At 67.6% G+C, this 20,747-nt stretch carries 17 protein-coding genes; 3 read left to right on the top strand and 14 right to left on the bottom strand.

Translation table 11 applies throughout. The annotated features are described in order from the left end of the window. Positions 1–80: 80 nt before the first annotated feature. The 3 genes from eutC to eat are packed head-to-tail and all read right to left on the bottom strand — an operon-like array spanning position 81 to position 3,685. A complete protein-coding gene (eutC, locus tag J2W23_RS02590) occupies positions 81–866 on the bottom strand; it encodes an ethanolamine ammonia-lyase subunit EutC (protein ID WP_307647571.1) in 786 nt (261 codons plus the stop codon). After that, a complete protein-coding gene (locus J2W23_RS02585; protein ID WP_307647570.1) occupies positions 863–2,257 on the bottom strand; it encodes an ethanolamine ammonia-lyase subunit EutB in 1,395 nt (464 codons plus the stop codon). Before J2W23_RS02585 ends, eutC begins: the two co-directional genes overlap by 4 nt. Positions 2,258–2,263: 6 nt before the next feature. After that, on the bottom strand, positions 2,264–3,685 hold the full coding sequence (eat, locus tag J2W23_RS02580) for an ethanolamine permease (RefSeq protein WP_176658224.1): 1,422 nt from the start codon (positions 3,683–3,685) through the stop codon (positions 2,264–2,266). Between the two features lie 136 nt (positions 3,686–3,821). Between eat and J2W23_RS02575 the strand changes: the two genes are divergently transcribed. After that, entirely contained in the window at positions 3,822–4,232 is a 411-nt protein-coding gene (locus J2W23_RS02575) for an FKBP-type peptidyl-prolyl cis-trans isomerase (protein ID WP_176658223.1), read from the top strand. Positions 4,233–4,354: 122 nt separating this feature from the next. Here the strand turns inward: J2W23_RS02575 and J2W23_RS02570 are convergent, their stop codons facing one another. Then, positions 4,355–5,110, bottom strand: a complete 756-nt coding sequence (locus J2W23_RS02570; protein ID WP_176658222.1) for a glucose 1-dehydrogenase — start codon at positions 5,108–5,110, stop codon at positions 4,355–4,357. Between the two features lie 128 nt (positions 5,111–5,238). On the opposite strand from J2W23_RS02570, the gene J2W23_RS02565 reads away from it, so the two are divergent. After that, the gene (locus J2W23_RS02565) at positions 5,239–6,156 is read left to right on the top strand and encodes a LysR family transcriptional regulator (RefSeq protein WP_176658221.1); all 918 of its coding nucleotides are present in this window, start codon (positions 5,239–5,241) and stop codon (positions 6,154–6,156) included. A 6-nt stretch (positions 6,157–6,162) separates the two neighbouring features. On the opposite strand, the gene J2W23_RS02560 is transcribed toward J2W23_RS02565, so the two are convergent. The 10 genes from J2W23_RS02560 to J2W23_RS02515 all read right to left on the bottom strand — a co-directional run bounded on the left by J2W23_RS02560 (position 6,163) and on the right by J2W23_RS02515 (position 19,582). Beyond that, on the bottom strand, positions 6,163–7,761 hold the full coding sequence (locus tag J2W23_RS02560) for a glucan biosynthesis protein (RefSeq protein WP_176658220.1): 1,599 nt from the start codon (positions 7,759–7,761) through the stop codon (positions 6,163–6,165). A 171-nt stretch (positions 7,762–7,932) separates the two neighbouring features. Then, positions 7,933–8,784 (bottom strand): class I SAM-dependent methyltransferase, encoded by an 852-nt coding sequence (locus tag J2W23_RS02555; RefSeq protein ID WP_307647569.1) that lies wholly within the window; start codon positions 8,782–8,784, stop codon positions 7,933–7,935. Positions 8,785–8,878: 94 nt separating this feature from the next. Further along, complete coding sequence (locus J2W23_RS02550; protein ID WP_307647568.1) at positions 8,879–10,228, bottom strand: carbohydrate porin; 1,350 nt, start codon at positions 10,226–10,228, stop codon at positions 8,879–8,881. A gap of 128 nt (positions 10,229–10,356) precedes the next feature. Then, positions 10,357–11,199: a 5-deoxy-glucuronate isomerase gene (gene iolB / locus J2W23_RS02545; RefSeq protein ID WP_307647567.1), complete on the bottom strand. Its 843-nt coding sequence runs from the start codon at positions 11,197–11,199 to the stop codon at positions 10,357–10,359. Between the two features lies 1 nt (position 11,200). After that, a complete protein-coding gene (iolE, locus tag J2W23_RS02540; protein WP_176658217.1) occupies positions 11,201–12,127 on the bottom strand; it encodes a myo-inosose-2 dehydratase in 927 nt (308 codons plus the stop codon). A gap of 26 nt (positions 12,128–12,153) precedes the next feature. Further along, positions 12,154–14,019: a 3D-(3,5/4)-trihydroxycyclohexane-1,2-dione acylhydrolase (decyclizing) gene (iolD, locus tag J2W23_RS02535; protein ID WP_307647566.1), complete on the bottom strand. Its 1,866-nt coding sequence runs from the start codon at positions 14,017–14,019 to the stop codon at positions 12,154–12,156. Next, on the bottom strand, positions 14,016–15,959 hold the full coding sequence (locus J2W23_RS02530) for a bifunctional 5-dehydro-2-deoxygluconokinase/5-dehydro-2-deoxyphosphogluconate aldolase (RefSeq protein ID WP_307647565.1): 1,944 nt from the start codon (positions 15,957–15,959) through the stop codon (positions 14,016–14,018). The genes iolD and J2W23_RS02530 overlap by 4 nt, the downstream gene beginning before the upstream one ends. Before the next feature lie 40 nt (positions 15,960–15,999). Then, entirely contained in the window at positions 16,000–17,004 is a 1,005-nt protein-coding gene (locus J2W23_RS02525) for an ABC transporter permease (protein WP_307647564.1), read from the bottom strand. 44 nt (positions 17,005–17,048) lie between these two features. Further along, complete coding sequence (locus J2W23_RS02520) at positions 17,049–18,602, bottom strand: sugar ABC transporter ATP-binding protein (RefSeq protein ID WP_307647563.1); 1,554 nt, start codon at positions 18,600–18,602, stop codon at positions 17,049–17,051. After that, entirely contained in the window at positions 18,599–19,582 is a 984-nt protein-coding gene (locus tag J2W23_RS02515) for a sugar ABC transporter substrate-binding protein (protein ID WP_176658212.1), read from the bottom strand. The genes J2W23_RS02520 and J2W23_RS02515 overlap by 4 nt, the downstream gene beginning before the upstream one ends. A gap of 158 nt (positions 19,583–19,740) precedes the next feature. Between J2W23_RS02515 and iolG the strand changes: the two genes are divergently transcribed. Continuing rightward, on the top strand, positions 19,741–20,745 hold the full coding sequence (gene iolG / locus J2W23_RS02510; RefSeq protein WP_307647562.1) for an inositol 2-dehydrogenase: 1,005 nt from the start codon (positions 19,741–19,743) through the stop codon (positions 20,743–20,745). Positions 20,746–20,747: the final 2 nt, after the last annotated feature.

The following is a 20,747-nucleotide window of genomic DNA, read 5'->3' as shown; positions in this document are numbered from 1 at the left end:
GGTGCCCTGACGCGGTCGAGCGCAGGCGCCCAGGCGCCCAGGTGCCGATGCGTCCGGCCTGCTGCGCGATGAACGGTGCCTTATCCCGGCAACCCCGGTCTGCGCACATCGTGCTGCTGCAGCACCGCAAGGTCGCTTTCGTCCTTGAGCGCCACGCCAGTCAGCCCCCTTTGCTGCGACTCGCGCATCAGCCACGCCAGCTTGAACGCAGCAGCTTCGTAGGGCAGGCCTTCCGGCCGCACGTTGGAGATGCAGTTGCGCGCCGCATCGTTCAGCCCTCGCTTGGGCGAATGGGTCAGGTAGATGCCCAGGCTGTCCGGCGAGCTCAGCCCCGGCCGCTCGCCGATCAGCATCACCGAGAGCATTGCGCCGAACAGTTCGCCCACCTCATCGGCCAGCGCCACGCGCGCCTGCGTGGCGATGACCACGGGCGAGAAGCGCGTGTCCGCCGGCAACTGCGAGCGCAGTGCGGCGAGCAGCGGTGCGGCATGGCGCGCGACCGCCAGCGACGAAAGCCCGTCGCCGATGACGACGCAGACATCGCAGCCGTAGCGCCCGATGGCGCGGAGGCGCCCGTCGTCTTCGTCGTCGAGCTGGCGGCCGAGATCGGGGCGCCGCAGGTAAGTGGTGCGGTCCGCCGCGCGGCTGCGGGCGCGGGCGACTTCCCAGTGTTGGGCGCTGAGCTTGGCTTCGAGCGCATCGACATCGAGCGCGGCATGGATCGCGTCGCGCGCCATCGCGTGCGCCCAGCCGAAGCGCAGCGTCTCGTCGGTGGGCATGCCGGCGCCGGCGCGGCCGAGTGCGAGACGCGCGGGCGTGGCCGAGCGCCATTGCGCCCAGGGGTTGGGTGTGACAGCGTCGTTCATGGCTTGAGCGCCTTGAGCCCGCTCATGTCGGCCAGCAGGCGGTTGGAAGAGGGCGGCGCGAGTTGCCCCGCCGCGTCGGTGATCTGCATGCGCTGCAGCCACGCCTCGAACTCGGGCGCGCGCTTCAGGCCCAGCGTCTGGCGCAGGAACAGCGCGTCGTGGAACGAGGTGCTCTGGTAGTTGAGCATCACGTCGTCCGCCCCCGGGATGCCCATGATGAAGTTGATGCCCGCGGTGCCCAGCAGCACGAGCAGGGTGTCCATGTCGTCCTGATCGGCCTCGGCATGGTTCGTGTAGCAGATGTCACAGCCGATGGGCAGGCCGAGCAGCTTGCCGCTGAAATGATCTTCCAGGCCCGCGCGGATGATCTGCTTGCCGTCGTACAGGTACTCGGGCCCGATGAAGCCGACCACCGTGTTGATGAGCAGCGGCTTGTAGCGCCGCGCAAGCGCATAGGCGCGCACCTCGCAGGTCTGCTGGTCGACGCCGAAGTTCGCGTTGGCCGAGAGCGCGCTGCCCTGGCCGGTCTCGAAGTACATGACGTTGTCGCCGACGGTGCCGCGCTTCAAGGCCAATGCGGCTGCATACGCCTCGTCGAGCAGTTCGGGCGTCACCCCGAACGACAGGTTTGCCTTCTCGGTGCCCGCGATCGACTGGAACACCAGGTCCACCGGTGCGCCGGCTTCCGCGAGCTTGAGCGTGTTGGTCACGTGCGTGAGCACGCAGCTCTGCGTGGGAATCTCGAAGCGCTGGATCACTTCGTCCAGCATGTGCAGCAGTTGGCCCAGCACCGGCATGCTGTCGGAGGCCGGGTTGAGACCGATCACCGCATCGCCTGCGCCATAGAGGAGGCCATCGAGCGTGGATGCGGCCACGCCGCGCAGGTCGTCGGTCGGGTGGTTGGGCTGCAGCCGCACCGACAGGTGGCCGGGCAGGCCGATGGTGTTGCGAAAGCGCGTGACCACGCTGCACTTCTTGGCGACCGACACCAGGTCCTGGTTGCGCATGAGCTTGGACACGGCCGCGACCATCTCGGGCGTGAGGCCCGGCGCGAGTGCGGTGAGCGTGGCGGTCGTGGCTTCGTCCGACAGCAGCCAGTTGCGGAAGTCGCCGACCGTGAGGTGCGACACCGGCGCGAAAGCCTCTACGTCGTGGCCGTCGATGATGAGCCGCGTGATGTTGTCGCTCTCGTAGGGAATGAGCGCCTCGGTCAGGAACTGCCTGAGCGGCGTCTCGGCCAGCACATGCCGCGCGGCCATGCGCTGCTGCGCCGTGGCGGCGCCGACGCCCGCGAGGTAGTCGCCGGAGCGCGCGGGGCTGGCAAAGGCCATGACCTGCTTCAGGTCGTCGAAGGTGAAGACCTGCTCTGCGATGGTGGTGCGATAGCGCATCGTCTTTCAGGCGTTGGTGGCCGTCGAGGACAGCATCTCGTCGGGCGCCGCCGCCTTGCGTTGCGCGGAGGTCAGGAGGAAGTAGCCGTAGGCCGCCGCCATCAGCACCAGGAACAGCACCGTCAGCATGAAGTTGAACCACACCATCGCACCCAGGCACACCACGCCCAGGCCGAGCGCGATCGCCGGGAACACGGGGTAGAAGGGCGCGCGGTAGGTGCGCAGCAGGTCGGGTTCGCTCTTGCGCAGCTTGAAGAGCGCGGCCATCGAGACGAGGTACATCACGATCGCGCCGAGCACCGCCATGGTCACGATGTTGGCGGTGAGCGTTTGCCCGCCGAACTGCACCCACTCGTCGCTGAAGATCGCGATCACGCCCACGACGCCGCCGGCCAGCAGTGCGCGGTGCGGCGTGTTGAAGCGCGGGCTCAGGCCTGCGAAGTAGGCGGGCAGATAACCGGCGCGCGCCAGCGCGAAGATTTGCCGCGAGTAGCCCATGATGATTCCGTGGAACGAGGCGATCAGTCCGAAGAGCCCGATCCACACCAGCATGTGCAGCCAGCCGCTGTTGTCGCCCACCACCGCCTTCATGGCTTGCGGCAGCGGATCATTGATGTTGGCGAGCTTGCGCCAGTCGCCCACGCCGCCCGCGAAGATCATCACGCCGAAGGCCAGCACCACGAGCGTGACGATGCCCGTGGTGTAGGCGATGGGAATGGTGCGGTGCGGGTCGCGCGCTTCTTCGGCCGCCATGGCCGCACCCTCGATGGCGAGGAAGAACCAGATCGCGAACGGAATCGACGCGAAGATGCCCGAGATCGCCGCGCCGTTGAGCACGCTGCCGCCGGCCCAGCCGTTGGCAACGAAGTTGGCCAGCGTCCAGCCCGGCGTGACCACGCCCATGAACACCAGCAGCTCGAAGATGGCGAGCACGGTCACGAAGAGCTCGAAGGCCGCCGCGATGCCGATGCCGATCCAGTTCAGCCCGATGAAGATCACGTACGCACCGAGCGCGAACCACTTCGGGTTGATGCCCGGGAACTGCACGTTGAGGTACGCGCCGATGGCCAGCGCGATGGCCGGCGGCGCGAAGACGAACTCGATGAGCGTGGCAAAGCCCGCCACGAACCCGCCGTTGGGACCGAACGCGCGCCGCGCATACGCGAAGGGTCCGCCCGCATGCGGAATGGCCGTGGAGAGTTCGGTGAAGCTGAAGATGAAGGTGGTGTACATCGTGGCCACCAGCAGCGTGGCGACCAGGAAGCCGAGCGTGCCGGCAGTGTTCCAGCCGTAGCTCCAACCAAAGTACTCACCGGAGATGACGAGGCCCACTGCGATGCCCCACAGCTGGATGGGCCCCAGGACCTTCTTCAGATGACCCGTGCCCTGGGCAGTCGATGCGGCCGGGGCGGCTTCGGTAGCTTGCATGGAGGCTTCCTCTCTTCGTGAATGTTGACAGTGCGCATTCAGCAAAGCAAGGGTCGTTCCACTACATACATCGCGCTACATCGACGGGAGATAGGCGCTCGCCATAATCGGAGCCTTTCAATCCCCGAGGTGTTTCGTGAAGTCTTATCTCTGTGCCGCGCTCGTGTCCGTCTTCGCCATTCCCGCCGCGTTCGCGCAATCCGCGCCCGTGACCACGCCCAGCGGCCTGGTCTACCAATCGCTCAAGGAAGGCACTGGCGCATCGCCCGCGGCCACCGACGTGGTCAAGGTGCACTACCGCGGCACCTTCCCCGACACCGGCAAGGAGTTCGACAGCTCCTACAAGCGCGGCGAACCGACCGAGTTCCCGCTCAACGGCGTGATTCCTTGCTGGACCGAAGGCGTGCAGAAGATGAAGCCGGGCGGCAAGGCCAAGCTGACCTGCCCGCCGTCGATTGCCTACGGTTCGCGCGGTGCGGGCGGCGTGATTCCGCCGAACGCCACGCTGAATTTCGAAGTCGAGCTGGTGTCGGTCACCAAGCGCTGAGTTCGACAACCCTGTCCTGTTCGTGAGACACCGCGGAACCGGCCTTGCCGGGCCGCTGGTGTCGTCCCCCGGCGAGGGGAAAGGCGAAGCGACACGACGTGCGCGAAGCCTTGGGGGCGCAACTAGATTTGCGCCATGCCGCCGTCGACGAAGAGTTCCGTGCCGTTCACGAAGCTGCTGTCGTCGGAAGCGAGGAACACCACCGCCTTGGCAATTTCGTCGGGCGTGCCGACCCGGCCCAGTGGAATGTTCTGTGCCTGCCCTTCGATGAAGCCCTTCACCTGTTCCGGGGTGAGGCCCAGCAGTTCATAGGCCGGGGTCGGCACCACGCCGGGACTGACCGCGTTGACGCGGATGCCGGCATCCTTCAGATCCACCGCCCAGCCGCGCGCGAAGCTGCGCACCGCCGCCTTGGTTGCGCTGTAGACGCTGAAGGCCGGGTTGCCCTTGATGCTGGTGATCGATGCGTTGAGCACGATCGATGCGCCCTTGGGCATCAGCGGCAGCGCCTTCTGCACGGTGAAGAGCAGGCCGCGCACGTTGGTGCCGAAGGTCTTGTCGAAGTGCTCTTCGGTGATCTGGCCCAGCGGCAGCAGGCTGCCGCCGCCGGCGTTGGCGAACAGCACGTCGAGCCGGCCTTTCTGTTCCTTGATGGTGGCGAAGAGCTTGTCGAGGTCGGCGAGCTTCGAGACATCGCCGAGCACGCCGGTCACGTTGCGACCGATGGTTTTCACGGCCGCGTCGAGTTCCGCTTGACGGCGGCCCGTGATGAACACATGGGCGCCTTCGGCCACGAAGCGTTGTGCGGTGGCCAGGCCGATGCCGCTGGTGCCACCGGTGACGAGGGCGATCTTGTCGTTGAGCTTGAATTGGGACATGGCTTCTTTCTTCCTTGGAAATTGCTGCGAGGCAGCGTTGACGATGGAACGCAGTTTGGGTGATACCCCCTCCCGGACCAAGACGCCATGCGGGACTTGTTTATTTCCGAATCACTAATAATCCGGCGATGGATCAGATCACCGCCATGCGCGTCTTTGCCCGGGTGGTCGAGGCCGGCACCTTCACCCGCGCGGCCTATTCGCTGCAGATGCCCAAGCCGAGCGTGACGAAAATGGTGCAGCAGCTCGAGACGCGCCTGCGCGTGAAGCTGCTGCAGCGCACGACGCGGCGCGTGACCGTCACGCCCGAGGGCGCGGCCTACTACGAGCGCACCGCGCGCGTGCTTGCCGAGCTGGAGGACATCGAATCGGACCTCACCAATGCGCAGGCCGATCCGCGCGGACGGCTGCGGGTGGATGTCGGCTCCTCGCTGGCCAACATGATCCTGATTCCCCAGTTGCCGGCGTTCCATGCGCGCTATCCGGAGATCGAGCTCGAGATCGGCGTGAGCGACCGGCCGGTGAACCTGATCGGCGATGCGGTCGATTGCGTGATCCGTGCCGGGGAGTTGAACGACCAGACGCTCGTGGCGCGCCGCATCGCGACCTTGCCCATCGTGACCTGTGCGACGCCGGGCTATCTGAAGCGCCATGGCGTCCCGAAGACGCCGGCCGATCTCGGAGACGGCACGCATCGCGTGGTCGGCTACTTCTCGTCGCTGAGCAACCGGCCATTTCCGCTGCGCTATGAGCGCGGCGAGGAGCGCATCGAGATCCACGGCCACACCGTGGTCGGTGTGAACGAGAGCACCGCGCACCTGAGCGCAGCGCTCACCGGCCTGGGCGTGGCGCAGACCTTCGGCGTGATGGCCGCGCCGTACCTGGCGAGCGGCGCGCTGGTCGAGATACTGCAGGGCTGGGCCCCCGAGCCGTATCCGCTGCACGTGGTGTACCCGACCAACCGGCACCTGAGCGCCAAGCTGCGCGTGTTCGTCGACTGGGCGGTGGAGCTCTTCGCGCCCCACAACGCGCACCCGGCGCGCTGAAGAAACTCAACCCGGCTGGTACTGGTACAGCCAGGTCTCCGTCAACGTCTGATCGCCGTTCTTCAGGTAGAGCCGCATGTCGATCGGCTCGTTGCCTTCGGGCGTGAAGTCGAACTGCGCGCGCCAATGGCCCGGCACGCCGTTCGGCACGGCCTCGGCAAACACGTACGAGAACTTGCCGCGCGGCGCCGTCAGCACCAGCTCGGGCTTCACGCCGAAGGGCACCGTGGTGAGCGGCTGGCCGATGAACTCGACCATGAACTTGCGCACGCCCTGCGGCCGCGGCTGGCCCGGCTGGCCGCCGCGCCCGATGCGCGTGGCCACGCAGCGCGCGAGCGGCGAGGGAAAGGGCTCCTGGTCGGTCCAGTGCAGCCGGTATTGCAGGCTGTAGCTTGCGCCCGCCTTGGCATCGGCCTTGGGCACCCAGAAGGCGACGATGTTGTCGTGGATCTCGTCGTCGGTCGGAATCTCGATGAGCTGCACCGAGCCTTCGCCCCAGTCGCCCAGCGGTTCGATCCAGAGGCTCGGGCGCTTTTCGTAGTTGACGCCGTCCTGGTAATGGTCGAACGCGCGGTCGCGCTGCAAGAGGCCGAAGCCGCGCGGCTTGGTGTCGGCGAATGCGGAGGCGCGCGTCTGCGTGGGATTGTTGAGCGGGCGCCAGATGCGCTCGCCCGCGCCGTTCCAGATGGCGAGGCCGTCGGAGTCGTGCACCTCGGGGCGCCAGTCGATGGCGGTGGGCTTGATGGTCTCGGAATACCAATACATCGAGGTGAGCGGAACGAGGCCCAGGCGCGCCACGTCGCGGCGCAGGAAGAGGCGCGAGTCGATGTCCATGATCACCGCCTTGCCGCGCTGCATGACGAACTTGAAGACGCCCGTCACGCTCGGCCCTTCGAGGAGGGCGTAGACCGTCATCGAGGTGGTGTTGTTCGCGGCCGGGGTCTCGAAATAGAAGCGGGTGAAGGTGGGGAATTCTTCCGGCTTGCCGGGCACCGCCACGTCGAGCGCGAGGCCGCGGGCCGACAGGCCGTACTGGTACAGCTCGCCGATGGCGCGGAAGTACGAGGCGCCGAGAAAGGCGACCCAGTCGTTCTTCTGCCAGTCGAGCTTGCCCTGGTCGCCCAGGCGGCTTTCCTGCAGGCGAAAGCCCGCGAAGCCCGCGCCGGGCGGCAGCGCGCGCGCGGGGCTGTCGGGCGGCATCGAGAAGTACTCGGGGCTGTAGAGCACCTCGCGTGCGAAGGCGTCGCCGTCGGAGTTCTCCAGCACGTGCATGCGCACCGGCGTCTGGAAGAAGCGGCCGAGGTGAAAGAAGGTGACGGGGAATGCGCCGGGGCCTTCGCGGAAGAGGGCGTTGGCGGGGTCGAACTTGATCTTGCCGTGCGCGTCGTAGTCGATCTTCTCGAGCACGTCGGGGGCGAGCGGCGCGGCGGCGGCGTACGGTTGCGTGGCGAGGCGCTTGGCCTGCGCGACGAGCCGGTCGAACGAGAAGGGCGAAGGCTGGCTCAGTTGCAGGCCGTTGGCGGCCAGCGCCTCTTCGGGCAGTCCAAGGGCGGCGAGTGCGGCGGCGGCACCACCTGCGGCAAGGAAGGATCGGCGATCAAGCATGTGTTTCTTGAGGGTTTCGAATCTTTGGGAGGAAGGGAAAACGAGGCGAAGCGCGGATGATTTTCCGCGATGGGAGCAGCCGACAGCTTGACGCACTGCGCAGGGCACACCGCGTCAGCCATTCCGCGCAATGCAGGCCGGACAAAGCCGTCGATTCGGAAAATTGTGCGTTTATGTATCGGCCGGCGCCAATGCGTCTGCGGCGCTCAGCGCATACACCGCGTAGAGGGGCACGCCGAAGACCATCCTGAACACCGGGCCGAGCACCGTGTAGGCGAGGCCCAGTCCTTCCATCACGCGGTAGGTGCCATCCAGGCGCAGGCGCGGGTGCGGTTCGGTCAGGTCGGCGGGGCGGCGAAGGCCCCAGAGAAATTCGGCGCCCGTCGGCCGCACCGACGGATGGTTGCGCGCGCGGCCGGTGGCGATCCAGCACATGGCATCGAAAGCGAGCACCGAGCCCGCGGGCGCCCGTTCGCCGAAGGCGGCGAGCACGGCCTGCACGGTCTCGGGCTTCAGGTACATGAGCACGCCTTCGGTGAAGAGGAAGACCGGCTGCGCGTTGCGCTTCTTCGGCAGGCCGAGCTGGTCCCACCAGTCGGGCGCGGTGAGGTCGAGTTCGCGCACGTCGTGGCGTGGATGGGTCTCGGGAATGAGCTCCCGGCGCAGCGCGAGCACCTCGGGCAGGTCGGCATCGGTCATGCGCGACTTGTCGTCGTCCAGCCACTGGAAGTAGTGGCTCAGGCCGCAGCCCATGTTCACGACGCGCGCACCGGGATGCTGTTTCAGAAACTCCTGCGCAAGGCTGCGAAAGCGCCGCGTGCGCGCAAGGATGCCGTAGATGGTCGCCCGGTCCTCGGGCAGGGCATGGCCGTCGTCGCGGATCTTCTCGAGGATGGCCGCGGCGTAGGCGTCCCGCACGGCCACCTGCGGAAAGATGGCGTCGCCGGACGCACGCGCGGCCAGGGGAATGCGCAAGGTGGAGGGAACGGCCGACAGGCGCCGCGCGAGCTTGCTGGGCGTCATGGATGCGGGAGCGAGGTCATGCGCAAAGTCTGGCGGCTCCCGCACGCCCGGGCAAGTCAGTCTTTCGTTCAGCCTGCCGGACCGGTATGCGGCCTCACTCCCACCATGCTTCCATCTGTATGCCGAATGTGGTGGCGTTCCTGCGGCCATTGGCGCCGAAGCTGGTGGCGTTGGCATCGCCTGCGGCCTTGTTCCAGCTCGCGCGCGTGGCGTAGATGCGGAACTCCGGCCGGGTCCAGAAGTCGGTGTTCGGCGAGAACGCCACCGCGATCGTGCCCTTGTTCAGCGTCTGGCGGGGCTGGTCGTCGGTGCTGCGGCGCGTGGTCGAGAGCTCGGCCAGCAGCTTGGTGTACTTGGCGATGCCGTAGGAGACACGCCCGCCCAGCGAGAAGTCCTTGGTCTCCGGGCCGTTGTCCGGGCGCGTGGTCTGGTAGCCGATCAGGCCCTGGCCGCCGAAGCGCCCGAACTGGAAGTCCACCGAATCGAGAATGCGCCGCTGCTTGGCGCCCGCCTGCGGCGTGATCACCGTGCGCTCGACCAGCGGCGCGAACAGCAGCGTGTTCTCCAGCCCGAAGCCCGGCGGCAGCAACAGGCCCGTCGTCGTGGTGCTGTTGTCCAGGTTGTAGAACTTGCCGCTGAGCGAGGCGTGGCCGCTCGATGCCTGCACGATGAAGGTGTTGTTCAGGCCCGGCAACAGGTCCTTCTGGATGTGCATGAGCCCCAGCGCGCCGCCGTCGCGGCCCTTGGCGAAGTCGCCCGAGATCAATCCACCCGTCACCGTGAGCTTGCCGCCCGGGTTGGTCGGGATGTCGCGCCACTGCACATTGATGCGCTTGGCGTTGTTCGGGTTGCCGTTCTTGTTGTCCACCGAGTCGGCGGTGTGCAGGGCCACGTTCAGGCGCCCATAGCCCCAGAGAGGAATGTCGTCGATGCCCGCGCCGTAGTTGTCGCCATCTTCCACCACCCACTTGTCCACGATGTGCACGTCCTGCACGCGGTGGTAGCGCTGGCCGGCCCAGAGGGTGGCGGCGTTGCCGAAGATGCCGGTCAGGGAGAAGTAGGCCTGCGCGGTGCCGCTCTTGCCGTTGTAGATGGTGGGCATGTAGAACACGCCCCACTTGATGCCCTCGCCCATGTCGAAGCGCTTGCCGATGCCGAATTCCAGGTAGTTGTCGCCCTCGTTGCCCAGGCGGTACTTCTGCAGGTCGCCGCCGAGTGAGTAGCCGCCTTTGAGGCGCCCCTTGCCGGCGCTGAAGAAGCCGCCGCGGCCGTAGCCCCAGAACTCCAGGCCGGTGGCGTCGTTGATCTTCTTGACGAACTCCTTGGTGGGGTCCTTGGCTTCGGCCTGCGGGGGCTCGTCGGTTTGCTGGGCTTGGGCGTGGAGGCAGAGGCTGGCCGACAGCATCAGGACGGCGGCAGACAGGCGGTTCGGTTTTGTTCTCATGAAAGTCTCCTCGGTTCTTGGTGGGTTGTGGAAGGGGAAGGCACGCTTTTCTTCAGGCAAAGGCATCCCCCCACCGGCCGTTTGGCCGGTGTCGATCGATGCAGATGCAGAAGGGGGAGGGAAGGCCGCTAGCTGCGCTTGGCTGCCAGCCGGTCCTGCATGTCCGGCTGCAGCATCCACTCGTGCGCCGGATCGTTCCTGAACACCCAGTAACGGCCGGGACCGGCCATCACGTTGAGGTAGTAGAGGTCGTAGCCGTGCGGCGCGACCACCGGGTGGTAGCCGCGCGGCACCATCACCGTGTCGTGGTTCTCCACGGCCATGGATTCGTCGAGGCTGCGGTCATCGGTGTAGACGCGCTGGAAGGCAAAGCCCTGCGGCGGGTTCAGCCGGTGGTAGTAGGTTTCCTCGAGCAGCGTTTCCTCGGGCAGCGCATCGCGGTCGTGCTTGTGCGGCGGGTAGCTGGAAGCATTGCCCGCGGGCGTGATCACCTCCACCACCAGCAAGTGCGCGGCGCGCGGATCGTCGTGCGGCAGGATGTCGCAGACATGGCGCGTGTTGCTGCCCTTGCCGCGCACCGAGCGCTTCATCGAAGCCGGGTCGATCACGAACGCTTCGCGCCTCTGGCTGCCCGCCGGCGCGGTGCACAGCGCCACCTCGGCATCGCGGATCGCATCGATGCCGACAGCGGCTCCGCCCGGCACATAGACCGCGGCGGGAGAGACGGGGTCGAACACGCTGTCGCGCGTGCCGAGTTGCGTGTAGCGCTGGCCGTCCACCTCGATGTCGACCGTGCCGGTCAGCACCACCAGGCAGAGCTCGCGGTCTCCGGTGGCCAGGAATTCGGTCTCGCCCTTTTTCAGGCGCAGCACCTTGAAGCCGACGTGCGTCCAGCCGGCGCGCTCGGGCGTCACGTCGACCACGGTACGACCTTCGGCCGCGGCCTTCACGAGGAGGGGGCTGAGTGCCATGTCAGTGCACCTCCGCCTGCGCGGTGCCGATCCTGTCGACGATGTCGCGCAAGGTTTCGTAGCCCTTCTTCGCGTACGCATAGCTGGGCGCGACGGCCGGGTCCTGCTCGGCCTCGACCACGAGCCAGCCTTCGTAGCCGGCTTCGTGCAGCACCGAGAGCACGGCCTCGAAATCGAGGTCGCCATCGCCCGGCACGGTGAAGGTGCCGTTGAGCACGCCGTCGAGGAACGACAGGCTCTCGTTGCGTGTCTGGCGGATCACGCCGGCGCGCACGTCCTTGCAATGCACATGCGCCACGCGGCCGACGTGCTTGCGCAGCAGCGCCGCCGGATCGCCCGCGCCGCCGTAGTAGGCATGTCCGGTGTCGAACAGCAGCGACACGCAGGCCGGGTCGGTCAGCGCCATCAGCTTGTCGACGTCCTGCGGCGATTCGACGTACGCACCCATGTGGTGGTGATAGGCCAGCGTGATGCCGTACTTCGCTTTCAGGTGCTCGCCGAATGCGTTCAGGCGCGCGGCATAGGCGGCCCATTGCGCCTCGCCCGCAAAGCGCGGGCGCTTGGACAGCGGCGTGTCCATGCGGCCCTGGATGGAGCCGGCGACCTCGCCGTAGACCACGACCTTGCAGCCGTTGAAGCGCAGCTTTTCCATGTGGGCGGTGCAGCGGTCGATTTCCGCATCGACCGTGTCTTCGGCCAGGTGGCCCGAGTACCAGCCCGAGACGCAGGCCAGCCCGTACTCGGCCAGCGTCGCCTTCAGCGCCGCGGGCTCGCTCGGAAACTTGTTGCCCAGCTCGAAGCCGGCGTAGCCGATCTCCGCGCCCTCGCGCAGCGCGGTGGACAGTGGCGTGGCGCCCCCGAGCGCGGGCAGGTCGTCGTTCATCCACGAGAGGGGGTTGATGCCGAGGCGGACGTTCCAGGTGTTCATGGCGTGGTTTTCTCCCGCAGTGGGTTTCACAGTTTCTGATCTCGTTTGGCAGCTTCGTAGCGCGCGCGGGCTTCGTTGACTTCGGCGCGCGCGGAGACTTCGGGAATCGCCACCTCCCACCAGCAGCCGCCATCGGCGGTGGTGCGTTCGGCGGTGGTGTCGATCACGATCACCTGCGTGCCGCTCGCGGCACGGGCCGCGCGAAGGGCATCGCGAAGGCCGGCGATGTTTTCCACATGCACCGCCTCTGCGCCCATGCTGCGGGCGTGCCCGGCGAAGTCGATGGCCGAGGCGTTGCCGCCTTCGGGGATGCAGTCGTCCAGCATGTTGTTGAACCGGGGCGAACCGCTCGCGCGCTGCAGGCGGTGGATGCAGCCGTAGCCCCGGTTGTCGAGCACCACCACGATCAGCTTGCGGCCCAGCAGCACCGAGGTGGCGATCTCCGAATTCATCATCATGTAGGAGCCGTCGCCCACCATGACGATCACTTCCTTCTCGGGCCGCGCGAGCTTCACGCCCAGCCCGCCGGCGATCTCGTAGCCCATGGTGGAGTAGCCATATTCCATGTGATAGCCGCCGGGCGCGCCCGCGCGCCAGAGCTTGTGCAGCTCGGCGGGCAGCGTGCCGGCGGCGCACACGACGATGTCGTTGGCGGGCGAATCGGCGGCCGAGTCGCGCACCGCGCCGATCACTTCGGCGTCGTAGGGCAGCTCGCCGGCCTGCGGCGGTGTCGTGGTCAGCTCGGTCACGCGCGCCACCCAGCCGGCCGCGAGGTCGCGGGCGCGCGCGGTCCATTGCGGCGCGGCCTGCCAGCCGGCCAGAACCTCCTGCAACTGTTCGAGGCCCGCGCGTGCATCGGCCACGAGCGAGGTGCAGCCGCGCTTGGTGGCGTCGAAGGCCTGCACGTTCAGGCTCAGCATCGGCACATGGCCCAGCAGGCTGTTCGAGCCGGTGGTGAAGTCCTGCAGCCGCGTGCCGACGGCGAACACCAGGTCGGCCTCGCGCGCCAGGGCGTTGGCCGCGGGCGAGCCGGTCACGCCGATGGCGCCGAGGTTGAGCGGATGGTCCCAGGGCATGCTGCCCTTGCCGGCCTGGCTCTCGGCCACGGGTATGCCGTGCGTTTCGGCGAAGGCGCGCAGTGCGTCCCAAGCCTGGCTGTAGAGCACGCCGCCTCCGACGACGAGCAGCGGCCGCTGTGCCGCGCGCAGCAGGTGGGTGGCGCGCGCCAGTTCGCCGCGATCGGGCGGCATGCGCCGAAAGCGGAGGGTTTCGGGGTGCAGGAAGTGCTCGGGGCAATCGAAGGCTTCGGTCTGCACGTCCTGCGGCAGCGCCAGGCACACGGGGCCGCAGCTGGCCGGATCGGTCATGGTCTGGATCGCGCGCGGCAGCGCCGAGAGGATCTGCTCCGGCCGCAGGATGCGGTCGAAATGGCGCGTGACCGGACGCAGGCAATCGTTGACGCTCAGGTCGCCGTGCGAAAAGTCTTCGAGCTGCTGCAGCACCGGGTCCGGCGCGCGCGAGGCGAAAACGTCGCCGGGCAGCAGCAGCACGGGCAGGCGATTGACGTGGGCCAGCGCGGCGGCGGTGACCAGGTTGGTCGCACCGGGGCCGATGGAGGTGGTGACCGCCATGATCCGCTGGCGGAACTGCGCCTTGGCATAGGCCACCGCGGCGTTGGCCATGCCCTGCTCGTTGTGCGCGCGCAGGGTCGGCAGCGCATGGCGTTCGGCGGCAAGGGCTTCGCCCAGCCCGGCCACGTTGCCGTGCCCGAAGATCGAGAACACGCCACCGACGTAGGGCGCAAGCGTGCCATCGGCCATCTCGACGCGCAGTGCGGCCAGGTGGCGCACCAGCGCCTGTGCCATCGTGATGCGAAGGGTGGCGTTCGTCATGCGTGTGATCCGTCCCAGGCTTCGACCAGTTCGGCAAAGTTGCCCGCCACTTCCTTCACCAGCGCGTCGTCGTCGATCTCCTGCCGCAGCCAGCGCAGGCCCGATGTGATCCACAGCGTGCGGCCGATCATGAAGCCCTTGACGATCGGATTGGTGGCCTCGGCAAAGCTGCGCGCCAGATGGGCGAGCGGCTGGTTGAGCCCGAGGATCACCACGCCGCGGCACTGCGGATCGCGCTCGGCGACCAGTTGCGCCAGCCGGTCCCAGGCGGCCGGCGCCATCGGCGAGAGCTTCCACCACTCGGGCCGGAAGCCCAGGTTGTAGAGGCGCTCGATGGAGCGCAGCACCACGGCGTCGCGGGCGTTGTCGGTGTCTTCGGCGGGCAGCTTGTCCGCGGGTGGAATCAGTTCGAGCAGCAACTCGTGGCCGCTCGCGCGGGTGGCCTCCCACAGCTCGCCCAGGCGCGACTCCTGCTCCAGGCGCAGGGGGGCCGGATCGTCGGGGTGGTAGTAGACGAGGCACTTCACCGTCTGCTCGATGGGCCACTGCGCCAGTTGCGAGCCGATGGACAGCGTGCCGTCGAAGCGCAGCGGGCGCGACAGCGGCAGTTCCACCGGCCGCCCCACCCACCAGCCGCGTCCCGTGGCGGCGGCGAGCGCATCGCTGCCGTAGCTGCCGTCGATCAGCACGCCGACGCGGCCTTGCAGCGCATGGCTTTGCTCGACGCGGGCCGTGGCGTCGACCAGCAACTGCTTGAGCCGCGGCAGGCGCGATTCGTCGGTGCCGGCTTCGCGCGCCAGCTCGGCAAACTGCGCGCGGTGGTCGAAGGCCAGCACGGCCGGCGAGGGCCACTGCGCGCGCGCGGCGGTGGTGCGGTGCAGGTGGGCGAGCCGCGTGTCGGCATCGACCTTCGGGTTGCGGCTGCCGCCGAACCAGTGGTCGAGCTCGGCCGGCGTCGGCATCGCGGCCGAGCAGGCGTGGCGCGAGACGACGATCGCGCCGCAGGCGTTGGCCAGCCGCGCGGCCTCTTCGAAGCTTTGGCCGCGCAAGAGGCCGGTGAGCAAACCGGCGGCGAATGCATCGCCCGCGCCGAGCACGTTGAGCACCTCGACCCGTTCGCCGCGCACGGTGGGCGCGTCTTCGATGCGCTCGGGCACGGCGCCGGGAATGAAGCAGCAGCCGGCCGCGCCGAGCTTGACCACCATGGCCGCGGCGGTCACGCCGCGCACCGCGCGCAGCGAGGCCATCAGGTCGCCGGGCACGCCGCCGGCGATGAGGAATTCTTCTTCCGTGCCGATCAGCAGGTCGAAGCGCGGCAGCATGGCCTGCAGCCGCTCGGTGACCGCCGCATCGGGCACGAAGCGGTTGGCGCCTTCGCCGCGCTTGGTGAGGCCCCACAGCACGGGGCGGTAGTCGATGTCGAGCACGCGCAGCACGCCATGCCGGGCCGCATGGTCGAGCGCGGCGACGGAGGCGGCCTGCACCGTCGGCGTGCTCAGGTGCGTGCCGGTGATCAGCAACGCGCGGCATTGCGCGATGAAGTCGCCGTCGATCCCTGCGGCGTCCAGCGCCATGTCGGCGCAGTTCTCGCGGTAGAAGAGCAGGGGAAAGGTGTCGCGGTCCTTGATGCCCAGCAGCACCAGCGCGGTGAGGCGCTGCGGATCGACCTGGATCTGCGACACATCGCAGCCCTCGCGCTGCAGTGCTTCGACCAGGAAGCGGCCCATCTGCTCGTCGCCCACGCGCGAGACCATGGCGGCGCGCAGGCCCAGGCGGGCCGCACCGAAGGCGATGTTGGCGGACGAGCCGCCCAGGTAGCGCGAGAAGCTGGTGGCGTCTTCGAGCCGGCTGCCGATCTGCTGTGCGTACAGGTCGACCGCGAGCCGGCCGAGGCACGCCAGGTCGTGGCGGCGTCCTTCGGGAATCTTCAGTGTCTGCATTCTTTTCCTATGAGCTGTTGCTTGTTCTGTCTTGTGCTGTTCAGTGCTTGCCGCTGCGGCGGGACTTGGCATAGGTGTCGAAGGCGACCGCGATGACGATGATCACGCCGATCACCACCTGCTGGTAATAGGCCGACACGTTCAACATCACCAGTCCGTTGAGCAGCACGCCAAGGAGGATCGATCCGATGATCGTGCCCCCCACGCCGCCCAGCCCGCCGAAGAGGCTGGTGCCGCCGATGACCACGGCCGCGATCACCCGCAACTCGTAGGAGATGCCGGCCACCGCCTCGGCGGAGCCCAGCCGTGCCGCCAGGAGGAAGCCGCTGAGGCCGGCCAGAAGGCCCACCACCACGTACACGCTGACCACGATGCGCTTGACGTCCAGGCCCGAGAGCCGGGCGGCTTCCGGGTTGCCGCCCACGGCGTAGATGGCGCGCCCGTAGCGCGAGTAGCGCAGCGTGATGTAGCCGGCCGCGGAGACCAGCGCGAACGCGATCACCGGCACCGGAATGCCCAGCACGTCGCCGCGTCCCCACCAGCGAAAGCCTTCGTCGAAGCCGCTGATGGGGCCGCCGTCGTTCAGGATCAGCGTGGCGCCGCGCCAGATCGTCATGCCGCCCAGCGTGACGATGAAGGGCGGCACGTTGAGCTTGGTGATGGTCTTGCCGTGCAGGTAGCCCGCCGCCGTGCCGACCAGGCAGGCGATGACGAGCGCCGCGAGCCAGCTCAGCGGGAAGGTGTCGCCCAGCATCACCACCACCGAGGCCGCGCACATGGCGGAAAACGCGAGCAGCGAGCCGACGGCCAGGTCGACGCCGCCCGTGAGGATCACGCAGGTCATGCCGACCGCGATGATTCCGTAGATCGACACCTCGGTGAGGATGTTGGAGATGTTGCGCATCGAGATGAAGCGCGGGTTCTGCGATGCGAAGAGCACGATCAGCAGCACGAGGAACAGCAGCACGCCGTACTTCTCGAGGAAGCCGACGAGGTCGTACCTGCGTTCTTTAGGGACGGGCGCCGTGGCGGCGGTGGATGTCATTTTTTCTCTCCTTGATCGGGTTCACTGCGGGGCTAGCTGGGCGCTCAGGCCGCCAGGGCCATTTCGGCCTCGGGCCGCCGGGCGCCCAGGGCCATGAGGTTCATCAGCTGCTCCTCGGTCGCCTCGCTGCCCGGCGTGGAGCCGGTGATGGCGCCGTTCATGAAGGTCACGATGCGGTCGCTGACCGCCATGACTTCGGGAAGCTCGGACGAGATGACGATCACCGCCACGCCTTGCGCGGCCATGTCGAACAGCACCTGGTGCACCTCGGCCTTGGCGCCGACGTCGATGCCGCGCGTGGGCTCGTCCACGATCAGCACCTTGGGGTTCAGCGCCATGCAGCGCGCCAGCAGCACCTTCTGCTGGTTGCCGCCCGACAGGGTGCCGATGGCCACCTTGTCGCTGGACATCTTGATCGAGAGCTTGCGGCGGTATTCCTCGATCATCCGGGTCTCGGCTGCCTCGTCGACGAACCACCGCATCTTGCTCAACCGGCCCAGGCTGGGCAGCGTCATGTTGTGGCGGATCGAGTGCGAGAGAAAGCAGCCCTGCTGCTTGCGGTCTTCGGGCACCAGCACGATGCCGGCGTCGATGCCGTCCCGGGGCGAGCGCAGCACCACCTGCTTGTTGAGCACGCGAACTGTGCCGCTGTCGCAGGGGTCGGCGCCGAAGATGACGCGTGCCATCTCGGTACGGCCCGCGCCGACCAATCCGGCGAAGCCGACGATCTCGCCCGCGTGCACGTGCACCGACATGTCCGACAGCGCCGTTGCGCTGGTGCCCGAGACGGCCTTCAGCCGGCTCACGCCCTCCACCTTGAGCACCACCTCGCCGACGACGCCGGACGGGTGCCGCTTCACGCCCACCACTTCGCGCCCGACCATGTGGCGCACCAGGTCGTTCACGGTGGCATCGGCCACTGCGCCTGTCGTCACGTAGCGGCCGTCGCGAAACACCGTGAAGCGGTCGCAGATGGCCTTGACTTCGTTGAGCTTGTGCGAGACATAGATGATGCCCAGGCCCCGCGATTTCAGGTCGCGGATGATGTCCAGCAACTGGTCGACTTCGCGACCGCTCAGCGCGGCCGTGGGTTCGTCCATGACGATCAGCCGCGCCTTGACGGTCATGGCCTTGGCGATCTCCACCATCTGCTGCTTGGCGACGCTCAAGGAGCGCACCTCGTCGCGCGGATCGAGGTCGATGCCCAGGTCGCGAATGACCTTGCCCGCGTCTTCATACAGCCGCGACCAGTGGATGAGCCCGTTGCGCAGCGGCTCGCGGCCGATGTACATGTTCTCGGCCACCGACAGCGCCGGCAGCAGGTTGAACTCCTGGTAGATCGTGACGATGCCGGTGCGCTGGCGCAGCATCGGCGTGTCGGCGGGCGAGAGCGCGCGGCCCTCGAATTCGATCGTGCCTTCGTCGGCCGGCTGCGCGCCCGCCAGGATCTTCAAAAGGGTCGACTTGCCCGCGCCGTTCTCGCCGAGCAGCGCATGCACTTCGCCCGCGACCACATCGAGCTGCACCCCGTCCAGCGCCTTGACGCCGGGAAAGGATTTGCGGATGCCCCTCGCCCTGAGCAGGTGGTCGGTGGTCACTTGAGCTCGCCGGCCCGCGCGGCGTCGGAGATGTTGCCCTTGGTGATGAGGATCGGCTCGATGCCGACCGACTTGATCTCGGTCTTGTTGCGGATGTTGCCCACCAGGAGCTGCAGGGCGGTGCGGATCTGCCTGCCCGGGCTTTGCTCGACGGTGACCGCCATCTCGCCGTCGCGCACCTTCTTCAGCGCATCGGGCGATGCGTCGTAGCCCAGCACCTTGATGCCTTCCTTGGCGAGGCCGGCCGACTGGATCGCTTCCACGGCGCCGAGCGCCATGTCGTCGTTGGCGGAAAGGATCACCTGCGGCGGCTTGCCGGCGAGCGAGGTGAGGATGTTCTGCGTGACCGTCAGGCCCTGGTCGCGCGCCCAGTTGGCGGTTTGTTCCGCCACGATCTTGTATTTGGGGCCCGCCTTGGTGAAGGCATCGTGCACGCCCTTGGCGCGGTCGATGCCCGAACTGCTGCCGGGCTGGCCGGTGAGAAAGACGATGTTGGCGCCATCGGGAAAGTTCTTCACCACCCACTCGGCCATCATGCGGCCGCCCGCCACGTTGTCGGCACCGACGTGGGGAATGGGGCTCTTCGCGCCGTCGACGCGGCGGTCCACCGTCACGACCGGGATCTTGTCGGCGAGCACTTCGTTGAGTGCCGGCGTCATCGCCCTGGCGTCTGTGGGCGCGATGATGATGCCGTCCACGCCCTGCGTGATGGCCACGGAGACATCGGAGCTCTGCTTGGGCGAACTCGCCTGGCCGTCCACCACGCTGAGCTTGATCTTGAGCTTCCTGGCCTCGTCCTGCAGCTCGCGGTTCATGAACACGAAGAACGGTTCGGCCATGTTGTGAAAGAGCGCGGCGACGCGCTCGTTGTCCGCCAGAGCGGGCGAAGCGTGCAGTGCGAGCGATGCGGTGGCCAGCGTGGCCGCGGCGTAGATGGCCTTGCGCAGATGTGTCCGTGATGTTCGGAATGTGCGGGTCATGCGATGTCTCCTTGTTTGTTGGAGGCGATCTTAGAAAAGCAGAATCCGAATTGCAAATGTTTTTCTATTAATTTTGTGAGTAGAAACCCTGTTCTATTTTGAGTGAGGCTTCCAGACAATGAAGCTCCGCATCACTCGTTCTCTCTACCTCCGTGACCATGAAACAAGTTGCCGTCTTCGGCGCCGGCCGCATCGGCCAGATCCACGCTTCCAACCTTGCCGCGCTGCCGGGCGCGCAACTGCGCTACATCAGCGATCCGGCATCGCAGAGCGCGGCATCTCTTGCGCAGGCGCTGGGTGCACAGGTGGCATCGATCGAGGAGGCGCTGGCCGATCCGGCCGTCGACGCCGTCGTCATCGCCTCGCCGACCACCACGCACAGCGACCTGATCGTTCGCGCGGCGCAGGCCGGCAAGCACATCTTTTGCGAGAAACCGGTGGATCTTTCGGTGGCGCGCGCCGAGGCCTGCGCGGCGGCGGTGCGGCAGGCCGGCGTGGCCTGCATGATCGGGTTCCAGCGCCGTTTCGACCCCACCTTCAATGCGCTCAAGTCGCGCCTGGACGATGGCGAGATCGGCGTGCCCGAGGTGCTGATCGTCACCAGCCGCGACCCCGGCGCCCCGCCTGTCGACTACCTCCGGCAGTCGGGCGGCATCTTTCGCGACATGCTGATCCACGACTTCGATGTGTTCCGCTGGATCCTTGCCGACGGCGGCCGCGACGAAGCCGTGTGGCTGAGCGCCACCGGCGCGTGCCTCACCGATCCGGCCATCGCCGGAGCAGGGGACATCGACACCGCCATCGTGAGCATCCGCACGCGCTCCGGCCGGCTCTGCCAGATCAACACTTCGCGGCGCGCGGCGTACGGCTACGACCAGCGCTTCGAGGTGCTGGGCTCGAAGGGCCTGTTGTCGGCCGGCAACCACCGGCCGACGGAAGTCGTCTGCATGGATGCCGCCGGTGTGAAGACCGACAACCCCGAGGCCTTCTTCCTGGAGCGCTATCGCGCCGCCTACCGGCTCGAACTGGCGCACTTCTTCGAACGGCTGCAAAGCGGCGGCGCGTTCCGCACCTCGGTGCACGACGGCGTGGCCGCGCAGAAGTTGGCCGATGCGGCCGCGCTGTCCTTCGAGCGCGGCGAACCCGTGACCTTCGACGCGTGACC

The organism is Variovorax boronicumulans (genome assembly GCF_030812215.1).
Classification (GTDB): domain Bacteria; phylum Pseudomonadota; class Gammaproteobacteria; order Burkholderiales; family Burkholderiaceae_C; genus Variovorax; species Variovorax boronicumulans_C.
This window is presented reverse-complemented; position numbering and strand designations above follow the sequence as displayed.